This is a genomic window from Sinorhizobium fredii USDA 257 (genome assembly GCF_000265205.3).
Classification (GTDB): domain Bacteria; phylum Pseudomonadota; class Alphaproteobacteria; order Rhizobiales; family Rhizobiaceae; genus Sinorhizobium; species Sinorhizobium fredii_B.
In genome coordinates this window covers 133,575-147,111 of the sequence record NC_018000.1, presented here as the reverse complement: position 1 = coordinate 147,111, position 13,537 = coordinate 133,575, and the positions used below count along the sequence as shown (strand labels likewise).

The following is a 13,537-nucleotide window of genomic DNA, read 5'->3' as shown; positions in this document are numbered from 1 at the left end:
CCTCGTAACGCGGGCGGTTTTTCATCGTCCGTCGCGAAAGATCAGGCGCGCAAGAACGATCCGCGACAGGGCGGTGTAAAGGCAAAGGGCGGCGAATATCACTGCCAACGCCGAGAACCAGGCTGGAAAGAGGCAAGCGACCAGAAAGAAGGCGATCGTCTCGGTCGCCTCCGCAAGGCCGGTCGTGAAATAGATCGACTTCGCGCCGCGGATCTCGGTCGACAGCGCCCGCTTCTCGGCGATCGCGGCGAAGGCAAGGAAGCTCGAGCCATTGACATAGAATGAAAAGAGCAAGAGCCCGCCGGCGAGGCCGTTGGCCGTCGGATCGGCAACGATGAAGGCGAGCGGGATCGCGCCATAGAAGGCGAAGTCGAGGACGATGTCGAGAAAACCACCGAAATCGGTCTTGCGGCTCGCACGCGCCACCGCCCCATCGAGGCCGTCGCAGAGCCGGCTCAACAGGATGAGAGCCGCGGCCGCAAGATAGTCGTGCCGGGCAATGAGGACGGCCGCGGCAAGTCCCAGACAAAGGCCGCAGATCGTGATCGCATCGGCGCTCAAGCCGCGCTTGGCGAGCGCCGCACCGAGCCGGTTCAGAATGGGATCGAGATGCCTGCGCACCGCACCGTCGAGCATGTTTGCCTGCCTTGCATGAAATTCGTAACGGCCGGTATAATCTTGCCGTTATTCTTCACGAAACCTTATCGCCGTATGATACTCGAGCAATTTTGAAACAGGATGTCGAACATGTACCGCGCACTGACTCGCGACATAGAAGTCACGGTGGAGCCGTACTATCTCGAAGAACAGTCGGATCCGGATGACAGCCGCTATGTCTGGGGCTACCGCATCGTCATTTCGAACCATTCAGGGACAGCGGTGCGGCTGATGACCCGCTATTGGCACATCACCGACGAGAACGGCCAGGTGGACGAAGTGAGCGGTCCGGGCGTCATCGGCGAGCAGCCGCTGCTCAACCCGGGCGACACCTACGAATACTCTTCCGGCTGCCCGCTCGACACGCCGTCGGGCGTCATGTTCGGCCACTACAGCATGGAGGCCGAAGACGGAGAAACCTTCAACGTGGCCATCCCCGCCTTCTCGCTCGATTCTCCCGGACTGGTGCGTACCTTGAACTAAGGGTCTAATTCTTACTGAGAGCGCACTTCGCTCGCCTCGAAGCGGTAGTTGGTGGAGCAGAACTCGCAGGTGACCTTGATCTGGCCGTCCTCGATGCTGTGCTCGATGTCCTCGTCGCTCAGTCCCTCAAGGACCTGGCGTATCTTGTCGCGCGAGCAGCTGCAGCGATCATAGACCGCCTGGGGCTGATAGACGCGCACGCCCCGCTCATGGAACAGCCGATACAGCAGACGCTCCGTGCCGACCATCGGGTCGGTCAGTTCATCGGTATCGATGGTCTCGACCATCACCTTGGCTTCAGCCCAGAGATCGTCGTCCTCGAAGAGCAGGCCGGCATCGCTATCGTCGCCATCGCCGCCGGGTAGGTCCGGCTGGCGCATGCGGTCGGGAGCCTCTGGCAGGAACTGCGCCACCATGCCGCCGGCGCGCCAGCGATGCCGCGGTTTGCCGTTTTCGTCCCGGTCGAGCAGTTCGGCGACGGCAAGGCGAACCTTGGTCGGTATCTGTTCCGATTGGCGGAAATAAACCGCTGCGATCTCCTCCAGCGTCGCGCCGTCGAGCGCCACGATGCCCTGGTAGCGTTGGGTGTGGGCGCCCTGGTCGATGGTAAAGGCGAGGATGCCGTTGCCGAGCAACTCGTGCGGCTGCGTGCGCCCGCCATTCTCGGCGGCGGCAAGCGCCTCTTCGTCATAGCGCGCATAGGCGCGAACCCGATCCGGGGTGGAGAAATCGGCGACGACGAGGTCGACCGGCCCATCACCCTGGGTCTGGACGATCAGCTTGCCCTCGAACTTGAGCGAGGTTCCAAGCAGAACGGTCAGCACGACCGTTTCGGCAACGAGCCGCGCCACCGGCAGCGGATAGCTGTGCCGCTCAAGGATCGCGTCGAGCATCGGACCGAGCTGCACGGCCCGTCCCCGTACGTCGAGACCCTCGACCTGGAAGGGAACGACGTGGTCGTCACCGGCAAAATCGAACTCGCCAAGTCCCGGTGCTGTCTCTGTCATCGTTTGCTCCTTGCATGGATCACGACGGCCGAGGCAACCCGAAATCGTCGTGATCGAACTTCCAATTGTGTGCGGTGCAAGCGGAAAACCGCGTACTCCCTTCGCCATTCCTGTACTTCGTTGCATCTCTATCGAGAGGCGCAACGGGTGCATGACGTCTTGAATTGCTCGTGACATCGAGAGCGCCGATCGACGCACTCCGTCTCTAACTGCCGCTTATGCCATTTGATCCCGCTGTGAACGGATTTGTCCAGCAGGCACATGCGAGGCCCGAGAACGCCTCTGAGGCGATGTCTCCGCCAAAGCGCGCTCGCAACACCGGCGCAAGGGCCGGCATCTCCCGCATGCCGCCTAAATTGTGTCGCCGCGTCCCGAATTCAATAGCCGCGCCCGCACCCAGGCTCCGCCCAACCGCTATCAGACGACGCCCAGGCACCAGGCGAGGATCGACTTTTGCGCGTGCAGCCGGTTCTCGGCCTCGTCGAAGACGACGGACTGGGGGCCATCGATGACCTCGTCGGTGACTTCCTCGCCGCGATGCGCCGGCAGGCAATGCATGAACAAGGCTTCGGGCGACGCATGCTTCATCAGCGCCTCGTTGACCTGATAGGGCTGGAAGACGTTGTGTCCCCGGGCGCGATGCTCCTGGTTCATGGACACCCAGGTGTCGGTGACGACGCAGTGGGCGCCCGCAACCGCCTGCTCCGCCTCATGGCAGAGGAGGATTTCGCCACCATTGTTGCGCGCCCAGTTGAGGAACTTGTTCTGCGGCTCGGAGCCGAGCGGCACCGCCATGTTCATCTTGTAACCGAAGCGTGCCGAGCCTTCGATCAACGAATGGAGCACGTTGTTGCCGTCGCCCGTCCAGGCGATCGTCTTGCCTTTGACCGGTCCGCGATGCTCCTCGAAGGTCATGATATCGGCCATGATCTGGCAGGGATGCGTGTCGTCGGTCAGGCCGTTGATGACCGGAACGGTCGCGTGCTCGGCCAATTCCAGCAGCCGGCGATGATCAGTCGTGCGGATCACGATCGCATCGACGTAGCGGGACAGCACCTTGGCGGTGTCGCCGATCGCCTCGGCGCGGCCGAGCTGCATTTCGGTGCCCGACAGGAACAGCGTCTCGCCGCCCAGCTGCCGCATGCCGACATCGAAGGAAACGCGGGTGCGGGTGGACGGCTTCTCGAAGATCATCGCCAGCATCTTGCCGTCAAGCGGCTTCTCGGCCGTTCCGGCCTTGGTCGCCGTCTTCCGCAGGAGTGCATCGTCGATGATCGTGCGCAGGTCGGCGCTTGTCATTGCCGAGAGATCGAGGAAGTGTCTAGAGGCAGTCATAAAGCTGTATTTCCTGTCATAAACCGGTAATCGACCATACTATCCGCGCCGCTTTCAACCCGTCGCGATCTCAAGCCGCGGCCGTGCCGCTCTTGGCCCGGACCTTTTCGGCAGCGCGTTCAAGCCGCGCCAGCCCCTCTCGTGCCTCGGCGGCAGTGGTGATCAACGGCGGCAACAGCCGCAGCACGTTTTCGCCAGCCGGCACGGCGAGCAGCTTCTCGGCCCGGATCGCCTTCAGCACATCGGCGGACGGCACCTTGGCCTTGATGCCGAGCATCAGCCCGTCGCCGCGGATCTCCTCGATCACATCCGGGAAGCGGTCCTTTAGCGAGGCAAGCCCCTGGCGGAACACGAGCGCCACGTCCCGGACATTCTCCAGAAAGCCTTCGGCAAGGACGACGTCAAGCACCGCATTGCCGACGGCCATCGCCAGCGGATTGCCGCCATAGGTCGAGCCATGGGTGCCGGCCACCATGCCGGCAGCCGCCGCTTCGGTCGCCAGGCAGGCGCCGAGCGGGAAACCGCCGCCGATGCCCTTGGCAACGGCCATGATGTCCGGCTTGATGCCGGACCATTCATGGGCGAAGAGCTTGCCGGTGCGACCGACGCCGCACTGGACCTCATCGAGGATCAAAAGCAGGCCGAACTCGTCGCATAGCGCACGCAGCTCCTGCATGAACTCTTTCGGGGCCAGGCGAACGCCGCCCTCGCCCTGGATCGGCTCGATCAGGATCGCCGCCGTCTCGTCGTTGATCGCGTTCTTGACGGCGGCAAGGTCGCCGAACGGTACCTGATAGAAACCGGGGGCCTTCGGGCCAAAACCCTCGATATACTTCTGCTGGCCGCCGGCCGCGATCGTCGCAATGGTACGGCCGTGGAAAGCGCCTTCGAAGGTGATGACGTGGAAGCGCTCCGGATGCCCCTTGGCGAAATGGTGGCGGCGCGCCGTCTTGATCGCGCATTCGAGCGCTTCGGCACCGGAGTTGGTGAAGAACACGCGATCGGCAAAGGTCACGGCCGTCAGCCGCCGCGCCAGGCTCTCCTGGCCGGGAATGTCGTAGAGGTTCGACACATGCCAGAGCTTCTCGGCCTGGCCCTTGAGTGCCTCGACGAGATGGGGATGGGCATGACCGAGCGAATTGACCGCGACGCCGGCTGCAAAGTCGAGATAGCGCGTGCCGTCTTCGGCGATCAGCCAGACGCCCTCGCCTCGCTCGAAACGCAACGGCGCACGCAGATAAGTGTCGTAGAGCGGCGTTGTTGCGGCCATGGTCAGCGTCTCCTTCGTCCGTCGGCATTACGGGCATATCAGCCCGATAAAAATCAAAAATGCCGCCTTTCGGCGGCGCAGGCACTATTCCCATTTCGCGGCGCCATGTCAACAAAACCAAGGCTTGCAGCCACTTCCGCGAGAGAGATTCCGCAATGCGAAAAAATCGCCCAGCAGGGCTTGCAAAAATGCAACTATCCGACAGCAAGTTGGGGAAAACCGCAAAATCGATTCGGCGCGATTCCGGCGACTCTTGCCACGGAGTCACCCTGCCGGTAGGTTAATATTCAATTACTAGACGCATGCGGCGGACCTAGTCACCAAAATAGTTATCGCGTTGCAACTCCGGGGCTTTTCCGGAGAAGGGTGATGGATTCTGCCATCCCAACGCCGAGAACGGGGAGTGCAGAGATGAACTGGACTGACGAGCGAGTGGAAAAGCTGAAGAAGCTTTGGTCGGAAGGCCTGAGCGCGAGCCAGATCGCAGCGCAGCTGGGAGGCGTCAGTCGTAACGCGGTCATCGGCAAGGTTCACCGGTTGAGCCTGCCGGGCCGCGCCAAGGCCGGCGGAACGACCGCGACGGCTCGCCCCAAGCGGACGACTTCGGCGCCGCGCGCCCCGAACTACGCTGCGCGCGCCGTGACCCGGACCGTCACCCGCACTGCCGGCGCGACCGTACTCAAGGAAGAGGTCGCCGTCGACCTGGTGGCAGAGCAGGAGCTCTCCATTGACACGAACATCATCGTGCCGATGTCGCGCCGGCTGGAGCTTACCCAACTCACCGAGCGGACCTGCAAATGGCCGATCGGCGACCCGCTCAAGGAAGAGTTTCACTTCTGCGGCAACGACTCGCCGGAAGCCTCGCCCTATTGCAGCTACCACGCGCGTCTCGCCTATCAGCCCTCGGCCGAGCGGCGCCGCATGCGCTGACGGTTGGCGATTGGTTTAGAGCTGAAGAAAGCACGAAGGGGTCCTTAGGACCCCTTCTCTCTTCGGGAAATCGGCAGTGTGCACTGGGACGACGTGCACTGGGACGACAGCGTAAGCCTCAGCTTTCCAGCGAATAGCCGGCGCCGCGCACGGTCCTGATCACGTCGGGCATGTTGGAGAAATTCAAGGCCTTGCGCAATCGGCCGACATGGACGTCTACGGTCCGTTCGTCGACATAGATGTCGTGCCCCCAGACGCCGTCGAGTAGCTGTGAACGGGAGAAGACGCGGCCCGGCGAGGACATCAGGAATTCGAGGAGTCGGAACTCCGTCGGACCGAGCCGCACTTCGCGGCTGCGGCGGTGCACGCGATGGGTCTCGCGGTCGAGCTCGATATCGCCGCAGCGAAGCACCGTCGAGAGTACCTCCGGCTTCGCCCGCCTGAGCATCGCCTTCACCCGGGCCATCAGTTCCGGCGTCGAGAACGGCTTGACGACGTAATCGTCGGCACCGGTCGCCAGCCCGCGCACCCGCTCGCTTTCCTCGCCGCGCGCCGTCAGCATGATGATCGGCAGGCGTTCCGTCTCCGGCCGTTGCCGGAGACGGCGGCAAAGCTCGATGCCGGAGACGCCGGGAAGCATCCAGTCAAGGATCAGAAGGTCGGGCAGGCGTTCCTGCAGGCGAATTTCCGCCTCGTCGCCGCGAAGGATCGTATCGACCTCGAAGCCCTCGGCCTCGAGATTGTAGCGCAGGAGAACGCTTAGAGCTTCCTCGTCCTCGACAACTGCTATCTTCGGCAACATTCAGCTACGACTCCTTGCCTGGATTCATAGATTCGGGACCGCCTGGCTCAGTCGGTGACGGAACCCAGCGACGATGTCGTGTCGTCCTTCGGCCTTTCGCCTACCGGCTGGGCGCCCGTCGCCATGTAGTAGATCGTCTCGGCGATGTTGGTCGCGTGGTCGCCGATGCGCTCGATGTTCTTGGCGCAGAAAAGAAGATGCGTGCAGGGCGTGATGTTGCGCGGATCTTCCATCATATAGGTCAGAAGCTCGCGGAACAGCGACGTGTAGATCGCATCGATCTCCTCGTCGCGTTCGCGGATGCTGTTTGCCTTTTCCGGCGAGCGTGAGGCGTAGACGTCGAGGACTTCCTTGAGCTGCACCAGGGCGAGTTCGGCAAGATGCTCGAGGCCGCGCGCCAGCTTGCGCGGGATGCCGGAGCCGGCAACGGCGATGACACGCTTGGCGGTGTTCTTGCCAAGGTCGCCGACGCGCTCCAGATCGGCCGCGATCCGGATCGATCCCATGATCTCGCGGAGATCCGCGGCCATGGGCTGACGCTTGGCGATGGTAACGATCGCCTTTTCACCGATCTGGCGCTCGGCGTCGTCAAGGATGGTGTCATCCGAGATGACTTTCTGGGCAAGCGCCAGGTCGGAGTTCACCAGAGCTCGGACGGAGTCCGCCACCATCTGTTCGGCGAGCCCTCCCATCTCGGAAATCCGGCGCGTGAGATATTTCAGCTCTTCATCATAGATGGAGGTGATATGGGTGGACATGATCGTCGATCCTTGCAGGCGCGGTCAGGGTTGGCGTTGGGGCACGGCTTTCGGCATCAGCCGAAGCGGCCCATGATGTAGTCCTGGGTGCGCTGGTCATCCGGATTGGTGAACATCTTGTCGGTATCGTTCTCCTCGACGAGATTGCCGAGATGGAACATCGCGGTGCGCTGCGAGACGCGGGCCGCCTGCTGCATCGAATGGGTCACGATGACGATGGTGAAATTCGCGCGCAGCTCATGAATGAGTTCTTCCACCTTGGCGGTGGCGATCGGGTCAAGGGCCGAGCAGGGCTCGTCCATGAGGATCACTTCCGGGCTGACGGCAACGGCACGGGCGATGCAGAGGCGCTGTTGCTGGCCGCCGGAAAGACCGGTTCCCGGCTCCTGCAGGCGATCCTTCACCTCATTCCACAGACCCGCCTTCTGCAGACTGGTTTCGACGACCTCGTCGAAATCGGCCTTCGAGCGGGCCAGACCATGGATGCGCGGACCGTAGGAAACGTTCTCATAGATCGACTTCGGGAACGGATTAGGCTTCTGGAAGACCATGCCGACGCGGGCGCGCAGTTCCACCACGTCGATAGACGGATCGTAGATGTCGTCCTCGTCGAGAGTGATCCGGCCGGTGACACGGCAGTTCTCGATCGTATCGTTCATGCGGTTCAACGTGCGCAAGAAGGTCGACTTGCCGCAGCCGGACGGGCCGATCAGCGCCGTCACGGTGTTTTCGCGAATATTCAGGTTGACGTCGAAGAGCGCGCGCTTCTCGCCGTAATAGACCGACACATCCTTGCCGATCATCTTGTAGGGCACTGTATTCATTTTCTGATCCAGAGCTTTTTCGACTGCAGCTTCCGACATGATGTTCATAGTCCTTACCCCACTACCAGCGGCGCTCAAAGCGGCGCCGCAAGAGAATTGCGCCCAGGTTCATGAAGACGAGGAAGATCAGAAGAATGATGATCGCCCCGGATGTGCGCTCGACAAAGGCGCGCTCCGCCTCGTTCGCCCACATGTAGATTTGCACCGGCAGCGCCGTGGACGGCTCCAGCGGCGATCCCGGAAAATCGACCACGAAGGCGACCATGCCGATCAAGAGCAGCGGCGCGGTTTCGCCGAGGGCGTGCGCAAGGCCGATGATCGTTCCGGTCAGGATGCCGGGCATGGCAAGCGGCAGCACGTGGTGGAAAATCGTCTGCATCTTCGATGCGCCGAGACCGAGCGCAGCGGAACGGATTGACGGCGGCACGGCCTTCAGGGCGGCGCGTGTGGCGATGATGATCGTCGGCAGCGTCATCAAGGTCAGGACGAAACCGCCGACGAGCGCGGCCGATCGCGGCATGCCGGCAAAGTTTATGAAGACGGCGAGTCCGAGAAGGCCGTAGACGATCGAGGGCACCGCGGCGAGATTGTTGATATTGACCTCGATCAGGTCGGTGAGCCGGTTCTTCGGCGCGAATTCCTCGAGATAGATCGAGGCGGCGACGCCGATCGGCAGCGACAGGACCAGGACGATCAGCATCATGTAGAGGGAGCCGATCAGGGCGACGCCAACGCCCGCCGCTTCAGGACGGCTCGATGCGCCGAAGGCAAAGATACCCGTGTTGAAGCTCTTCTTGAGTACGCCCGCATCGGCGAGCTCGTTCATCCAGGCAACCTGCTGGTCCTTGACCTTGCGGTTGGTCTCAGCGACCGAGAGATCGATCTGGCCCTTGAAAGCGGAATCGATGTTCGCCTCGGCAAGCAGCGTCACCGGCACCGTCTTGCCGATGATCGACGGATCGGCGACGACCATGTTGCGCAATTGCGTGCGGGCGCTGGCGGAGATCATGTCGGTCGCCTGCTTGACCAGAGGCCGCTTTTTCGCGTCGAGCCCGAGTTGCTTGACGAGCGCATCGCGGACGAGCAACGGATAGTTGGCCGTCATCAACTGCTTGGCGTCGGTCGAGCGCTCGTTCTTAGGATCGATGACCTTTTCGGAAAACTCGATCGGCAGCGTGATCGTCGTCTGCAGGAATGCCGTGTAGCCATTCGAGACGACCGTCGAGACGAGGAGCGCGAGGAAGAACAGACCGAGGACGATGGCGCTGATGCCATAGGCCCGGAAACGGCGCTCGGCAGCATAGCGGCGCTTGATACCGATGTCGCGGCGGGTTTCGGCAGGACGGGTGGAGACCCTTACCGTCGGGGAAGCAAGGTCGGTCATTCGTACTGTTCCCGGTATTTGCGCACGATATAGAGCGCGTAGATGTTGAGGCAGAGCGTGATTACGAAGAGCGTGATGCCGAGCGCGAAGGCGACCAAGGTCTGGGGCGACGTGAACTCCAGGTCACCCGTCAGCTGGTGAACGATCTTCACCGTTACCGTCGTCATCGGCTCGAAAGGCGTGAGTTGCATGCGCGCCGCCACGCCCGCTGCAAGCACGACGATCATCGTCTCTCCAACCGCGCGGGATGCCGTCAGCAGCAGCGCACCGACAATGCCAGGCAGGGCGGCGGGCAGGATGACCTTCTTCACCGTCTCCGAACGCGTCGCTCCAAGACCGAGCGAGCCGTCCCGCAATGCGCGCGGAACCTGCGTGATGATATCGTCGGAGAGCGACGAGACGAAAGGTATCAGCATGATGCCCATGACGATGCCGGCCGTCAGTACGCTCTGCGCCTGGATGAAGTTCTGGTAGTTGCCGGTCAGGAGGCCGTTCAGTTGCGTCGAGATATCGCGCAGGAACGGTCCGACCGTGACGAGCGCAAAGAAGCCGTAGACGATCGTCGGGATGCCGGCGAGCACTTCGAGGAGCGGCTTCGCCGTCGAACGCAGCCGCGGGCTTGCGTACTCGGCCATGTATATCGCCGCGAAAAGACCAATGGGTACTGCAAACAGCATGGCGACGAAGGCGATATAGAGCGTGCCTCCGAGAAGCGGCAGGAGGCCGAACTGGCCCGAAGCGCCGCCGCTGCCGGCTGCCGCGAAACGAGGGTCCCATACCGTGCCGAAGAAGAACTCGAAGGGCGACACCATGCTGAAGAAGCGGCCCGCCTCCGACAACATCGAAGCGACGATACCAATGGTGGTGAGAATGGCGATCGACGAGGCAACGATCAGCGAAGCGAGCATCACGCGCTCCACCTGATTGCGGGCGCGGAAGCGGGTGGTGATGTTGCGGATGGCGTACACACCGCCAGCAACGGCAACGAGCAGCACGACCGCGCTCATCAGCCAGCGACTGTAGCTCCGCATGGCGTTGAATTGCTGCGCAGCCTCGATCATGTACGGCTCGCCTTCGCCTGCCAGCGCTACGCCCTTGGCGGCAAGCGTTTCGCGCAGGTTGGCCGAGCCATTTTCAAGCGCGGCGACTTCGGGGGCGTCCAGGCGGAGGAGACCGCCGGCCACCGATTTCACCTGCCCGAGCGCGAGTTGAACCGTTGCCGCGCCCTGGCTCTTTACCGTCTCGGGAAGAGACGAGCGGACACTGGAATCGATGTAAAGCGGTGAAGCGATCAGCCACGCGGCAAGCACAAGTGCCGCCGGCAACATCGCCCATATGGCGACATAGCTGCCATGGTAGCCGGGCAGGGAATGCAGGTCCGAGAATTTACCGCCGGACTGCGCGAGCGAGCGCGCACGGCCGGCAAAATAAGCAAGGAAACCAATCAAAGCTATGATCAAAAGAAGGAGCGAAGTACTCATCGGCACGTCTCCGCGGCAAAGACCGCCCTGGCCACCGGCAAATCGGATGAATGCGTGCCCCGGCGCAACGCAAGGTCGCGCCGGGGCGTGTCTTGATTAGAGCATGTTGCCGGCTTCGAAAGCCTTGCGGATTTCTTCACGCTCGGCATCCGGAGCAGCAACCAGGCCGTATTCGGCGAGCGGGCTGTCTGGGCCGATCATCTGATCGTCGATGAAGAACTCGACGTATTCCTTGAGGCCCGGAACAACGCCCATATGCGCCTTCTTGACGTAGAAGAACAGCGGGCGGGAAACCGGATATTCGCCCGAGGCGATCGTTTCGGTCGAGGGAACGACGCCGTTGACGGTCGCGACCTTCAGCTTGTCGGCATTGTTTTCGTAGAACGAAAGACCGAACACGCCGATACCGCTCTTGTTGGAGGCAATACGGGCGAGCGTTTCGGTGTAGTCGCCGTCGATGTCGACAGCCATGCCGTCCTTGCGGACAGCAACGCACTTGCTGAGCTGTTCCTTCGCATCGCTGACCGCAGCCTTGATGACATCCTTGGCGCCGGCTTCCTTGCAGCCCTCAGCAAGGATCTTCTCCTCGAAGACTTCGCGCGTGCCGTGCTTTTGGCCAGGAATGAAGGCGGCGATTTCGGCGTCCGGAAGCGAAGCGTCGACTTCCGACCACTTCTTGTAGGGGTTGGCAACGAGCTTGCCGTCGACGACGACTTCAGCGGCCAGAGCCTTGTAGAGGTGTTCCGGCTTCAGGGCGAGGTCGGCATTGCCGGCATCCGTCGCGAAAACGATACCGTCATAACCGATCTTGACTTCCTGGATCTCGGTGACGCCGGCTGCCTTGCAGGCCTCGACTTCGCTGTCCTTGATCTTGCGCGAGGAGTTGGCAATGTCGATCGTGTCTTCGCCGACGCCCTTGCAGAATTCCTTCAGACCGGCGGAAGAGCCGCCGGACTCGACGACCGGGGTCTTGAAGTCCGGGAACGTCTCGCCGAAGGTCTCGGCGACGATCTTTGCGTAGGGAAGAACGGTCGAGGAGCCAGCGACCTGGATCTGGTCGCGAGCTGCTGCGGCGCCCGCGAAAGCGGCGGATGCAACCAGCGCCGCTACAGTGAGTTTAAGGACTTTCATTGATGTTCTCCCGGAATGGGCTCGTGTTGGTGCGCTAAGGATCCAGCGCTCTCTTCGCCGTCTGATCGGCCGCCCTAGTTAGCCGCCGATGGCTACAGGTTTTATGTCAATTCGATGAAACATTTATGACAGTCTATGTCATTGAAGATGCAACGAGATTCAGGTCCGCCGCAGCGTAGCACCACTTTTGTGTCAGAAGCGGACCGTGAAGACGGTGCCCTTGCCGACCTCCGATTGAATGACCAGGCGGGCACGGTGGCGGGTCAGTATATGCTTGACGATGGCAAGCCCGAGCCCAGTCCCCTTTTTCGACCGGCTCGCCTCCACATTGACCCGGTAGAAACGCTCGGTGATCCGCGGCACATGCTCGGCGGGGATGCCAGGACCGTAATCGATGACCGCTATCTCCGCTTGGCCCCCATAGCCCGTCAGCCGCACGTCGACCTTCTTGCCTTCCTGGCCATATTTGCAGGCGTTCTCGATGAGGTTCTCGAAGACCTCGATCAGCTCGTCGCGATCGCCCTGGACGAAGACCGGCTCCTCTGGCACGTCGAGCGAGATAGTGACGTCGAGATCGCTTGCCAGCGGCGCAAGGCTGTCGCGCACATGCCCGAGCAGCGGCACCAGATCGACGGTGTCTTCCGGGGCGATGTGCGACTTCAATTCCAGCCGCGACAGAGATAGGAGATCATCGACAAGGCGGCTCATGCGGGTCACCTGCTCATGCATGATGCCGAAGAATTTCTGCTGCGCCTTCGTGTCGTTCTTCGCCGGCCCTTCCAGCGTCTCGATGAAGCCGCGCAGCGAAGCGAGCGGCGTGCGCAGCTCGTGGCTGGCATTGGCGACAAAGTCGGATCGCATCCGGTCAATGCGGCGGGTCTGCGAGATGTCGCGATAGGTCAGCAGGAAAACGCGGCCGCTGGGAACCTCGCCGCCGACATCCGCCGGAGCCACTCGGACCACATAGACCGCGTCCGAAGGCAACCGTTCCGAATGCTCGATCTGATTGATCTTGCCCGTCGCGATGGTCTCGCGCACCATGTCGAGTATACCGGGGGAGCGGACGCGCGCAGAAAGGTAGCTTTCCGGGGGAATTGTGCCGAACGCCTTCTCGGCGGCGGCATTCTGGAAAAGGACGGTTTCGTCCGCGGCGATGACGAGCACCGGCATATCGAGCGCGTTCAGCACGGGGATCAGCGGGTCCGGCCGCTTCTCCGTTACCCTCGGCACTGCCTCTGGCACCGGCTCTACCGATGGCGCACGTCGTTTGAGAAGGGCCGCCACCAGGACAATCCAGAAGGGAAGCACGGCCAGGACATGGATACCGGCAAGGGCGGCGAGGACGGCAAGCACGATGGAAAGGCCGAGAATCCCGCGCTCTGCCTTCAGCTTCGGCTTGAGGCCCTGCCAGAACACCTTCGCGCTATCCAAGACGATGCCCTCGTTGTCCAATTTGCCGCCTCCCGAACCATAAG

General features: G+C 62.1%; 13 protein-coding genes. 2 read left to right on the top strand and 11 right to left on the bottom strand.

All coding sequences use genetic code 11. The annotated features are described in order from the left end of the window. Nucleotides 1-21 precede the first annotated feature (21 nt). Nucleotides 22-636: a CDP-alcohol phosphatidyltransferase family protein gene (locus tag USDA257_RS00670; protein WP_014760935.1), complete on the bottom strand. Its 615-nt coding sequence runs from the start codon at nucleotides 634-636 to the stop codon at nucleotides 22-24. Nucleotides 637-747: 111 nt separating this feature from the next. Between USDA257_RS00670 and apaG the strand changes: the two genes are divergently transcribed. After that, nucleotides 748-1,140 (top strand): Co2+/Mg2+ efflux protein ApaG, encoded by a 393-nt coding sequence (gene apaG, locus USDA257_RS00665; protein ID WP_014760934.1) that lies wholly within the window; start codon nucleotides 748-750, stop codon nucleotides 1,138-1,140. Between the two features lie 11 nt (nucleotides 1,141-1,151). Here apaG and USDA257_RS00660 read toward each other — a convergent pair whose 3' ends face one another. From USDA257_RS00660 to USDA257_RS00650, 3 genes are all read right to left on the bottom strand, one after another. Further along, on the bottom strand, nucleotides 1,152-2,147 hold the full coding sequence (locus tag USDA257_RS00660; protein ID WP_014760933.1) for an Hsp33 family molecular chaperone: 996 nt from the start codon (nucleotides 2,145-2,147) through the stop codon (nucleotides 1,152-1,154). 417 nt (nucleotides 2,148-2,564) lie between these two features. After that, nucleotides 2,565-3,482 carry an ornithine carbamoyltransferase gene (gene argF, locus USDA257_RS00655; protein WP_014760932.1) on the bottom strand — a complete coding sequence of 306 codons (918 nt, stop codon included), beginning with the start codon at nucleotides 3,480-3,482 and terminating at the stop codon, nucleotides 2,565-2,567. Nucleotides 3,483-3,552: 70 nt separating this feature from the next. After that, nucleotides 3,553-4,752 (bottom strand): aspartate aminotransferase family protein, encoded by a 1,200-nt coding sequence (locus USDA257_RS00650; protein WP_014760931.1) that lies wholly within the window; start codon nucleotides 4,750-4,752, stop codon nucleotides 3,553-3,555. Between the two features lie 411 nt (nucleotides 4,753-5,163). Between USDA257_RS00650 and USDA257_RS00645 the strand changes: the two genes are divergently transcribed. Further along, nucleotides 5,164-5,682: a GcrA family cell cycle regulator gene (locus USDA257_RS00645; RefSeq protein WP_041413721.1), complete on the top strand. Its 519-nt coding sequence runs from the start codon at nucleotides 5,164-5,166 to the stop codon at nucleotides 5,680-5,682. Nucleotides 5,683-5,800: 118 nt separating this feature from the next. On the opposite strand, the gene phoB is transcribed toward USDA257_RS00645, so the two are convergent. The 7 genes from phoB to phoR form a co-directional block, all read right to left on the bottom strand. After that, complete coding sequence (phoB, locus tag USDA257_RS00640; protein ID WP_012706736.1) at nucleotides 5,801-6,484, bottom strand: phosphate regulon transcriptional regulator PhoB; 684 nt, start codon at nucleotides 6,482-6,484, stop codon at nucleotides 5,801-5,803. A 47-nt stretch (nucleotides 6,485-6,531) separates the two neighbouring features. Next, nucleotides 6,532-7,242: a phosphate signaling complex protein PhoU gene (phoU, locus tag USDA257_RS00635; protein WP_014760929.1), complete on the bottom strand. Its 711-nt coding sequence runs from the start codon at nucleotides 7,240-7,242 to the stop codon at nucleotides 6,532-6,534. A 56-nt stretch (nucleotides 7,243-7,298) separates the two neighbouring features. Further along, nucleotides 7,299-8,114 carry a phosphate ABC transporter ATP-binding protein PstB gene (gene pstB, locus USDA257_RS00630; RefSeq protein WP_014760928.1) on the bottom strand — a complete coding sequence of 272 codons (816 nt, stop codon included), beginning with the start codon at nucleotides 8,112-8,114 and terminating at the stop codon, nucleotides 7,299-7,301. A gap of 13 nt (nucleotides 8,115-8,127) precedes the next feature. Then, nucleotides 8,128-9,450, bottom strand: a complete 1,323-nt coding sequence (gene pstA / locus USDA257_RS00625) for a phosphate ABC transporter permease PstA (RefSeq protein WP_014760927.1) — start codon at nucleotides 9,448-9,450, stop codon at nucleotides 8,128-8,130. Continuing rightward, nucleotides 9,447-10,931: a phosphate ABC transporter permease subunit PstC gene (pstC, locus tag USDA257_RS00620; protein ID WP_014760926.1), complete on the bottom strand. Its 1,485-nt coding sequence runs from the start codon at nucleotides 10,929-10,931 to the stop codon at nucleotides 9,447-9,449. Before pstC ends, pstA begins: the two co-directional genes overlap by 4 nt. A 96-nt stretch (nucleotides 10,932-11,027) precedes the next feature. Next, nucleotides 11,028-12,062 carry a substrate-binding domain-containing protein gene (locus USDA257_RS00615; protein WP_014760925.1) on the bottom strand — a complete coding sequence of 345 codons (1,035 nt, stop codon included), beginning with the start codon at nucleotides 12,060-12,062 and terminating at the stop codon, nucleotides 11,028-11,030. Nucleotides 12,063-12,254: 192 nt separating this feature from the next. Next, nucleotides 12,255-13,514 (bottom strand): phosphate regulon sensor histidine kinase PhoR, encoded by a 1,260-nt coding sequence (gene phoR / locus USDA257_RS00610; RefSeq protein ID WP_014760924.1) that lies wholly within the window; start codon nucleotides 13,512-13,514, stop codon nucleotides 12,255-12,257. Nucleotides 13,515-13,537 lie beyond the last annotated feature (23 nt).

Excerpts from the sequence above, each read along its gene's own strand:
- USDA257_RS00670 (WP_014760935.1), bottom strand. The coding sequence starts at position 636 with ATGCTCGACGGTGCGGTGCGCAGGCATCTCGATCCCATTCTGAACCGG.
- USDA257_RS00660 (WP_014760933.1), bottom strand. The coding sequence starts at position 2,147 with ATGACAGAGACAGCACCGGGACTTGGCGAGTTCGATTTTGCCGGTGAC.
- phoU (WP_014760929.1), bottom strand. The coding sequence starts at position 7,242 with ATGTCCACCCATATCACCTCCATCTATGATGAAGAGCTGAAATATCTC.
- USDA257_RS00650 (WP_014760931.1), bottom strand. The coding sequence starts at position 4,752 with ATGGCCGCAACAACGCCGCTCTACGACACTTATCTGCGTGCGCCGTTG.
- argF (WP_014760932.1), bottom strand. The coding sequence starts at position 3,482 with ATGACTGCCTCTAGACACTTCCTCGATCTCTCGGCAATGACAAGCGCC.
- phoB (WP_012706736.1), bottom strand. The coding sequence starts at position 6,484 with ATGTTGCCGAAGATAGCAGTTGTCGAGGACGAGGAAGCTCTAAGCGTT.
- pstC (WP_014760926.1), bottom strand. The coding sequence starts at position 10,931 with ATGAGTACTTCGCTCCTTCTTTTGATCATAGCTTTGATTGGTTTCCTT.
- USDA257_RS00615 (WP_014760925.1), bottom strand. The coding sequence starts at position 12,062 with ATGAAAGTCCTTAAACTCACTGTAGCGGCGCTGGTTGCATCCGCCGCT.
- pstB (WP_014760928.1), bottom strand. The coding sequence starts at position 8,114 with ATGAACATCATGTCGGAAGCTGCAGTCGAAAAAGCTCTGGATCAGAAA.
- USDA257_RS00645 (WP_041413721.1), top strand. The coding sequence starts at position 5,164 with ATGAACTGGACTGACGAGCGAGTGGAAAAGCTGAAGAAGCTTTGGTCG.
- apaG (WP_014760934.1), top strand. The coding sequence starts at position 748 with ATGTACCGCGCACTGACTCGCGACATAGAAGTCACGGTGGAGCCGTAC.
- pstA (WP_014760927.1), bottom strand. The coding sequence starts at position 9,450 with ATGACCGACCTTGCTTCCCCGACGGTAAGGGTCTCCACCCGTCCTGCC.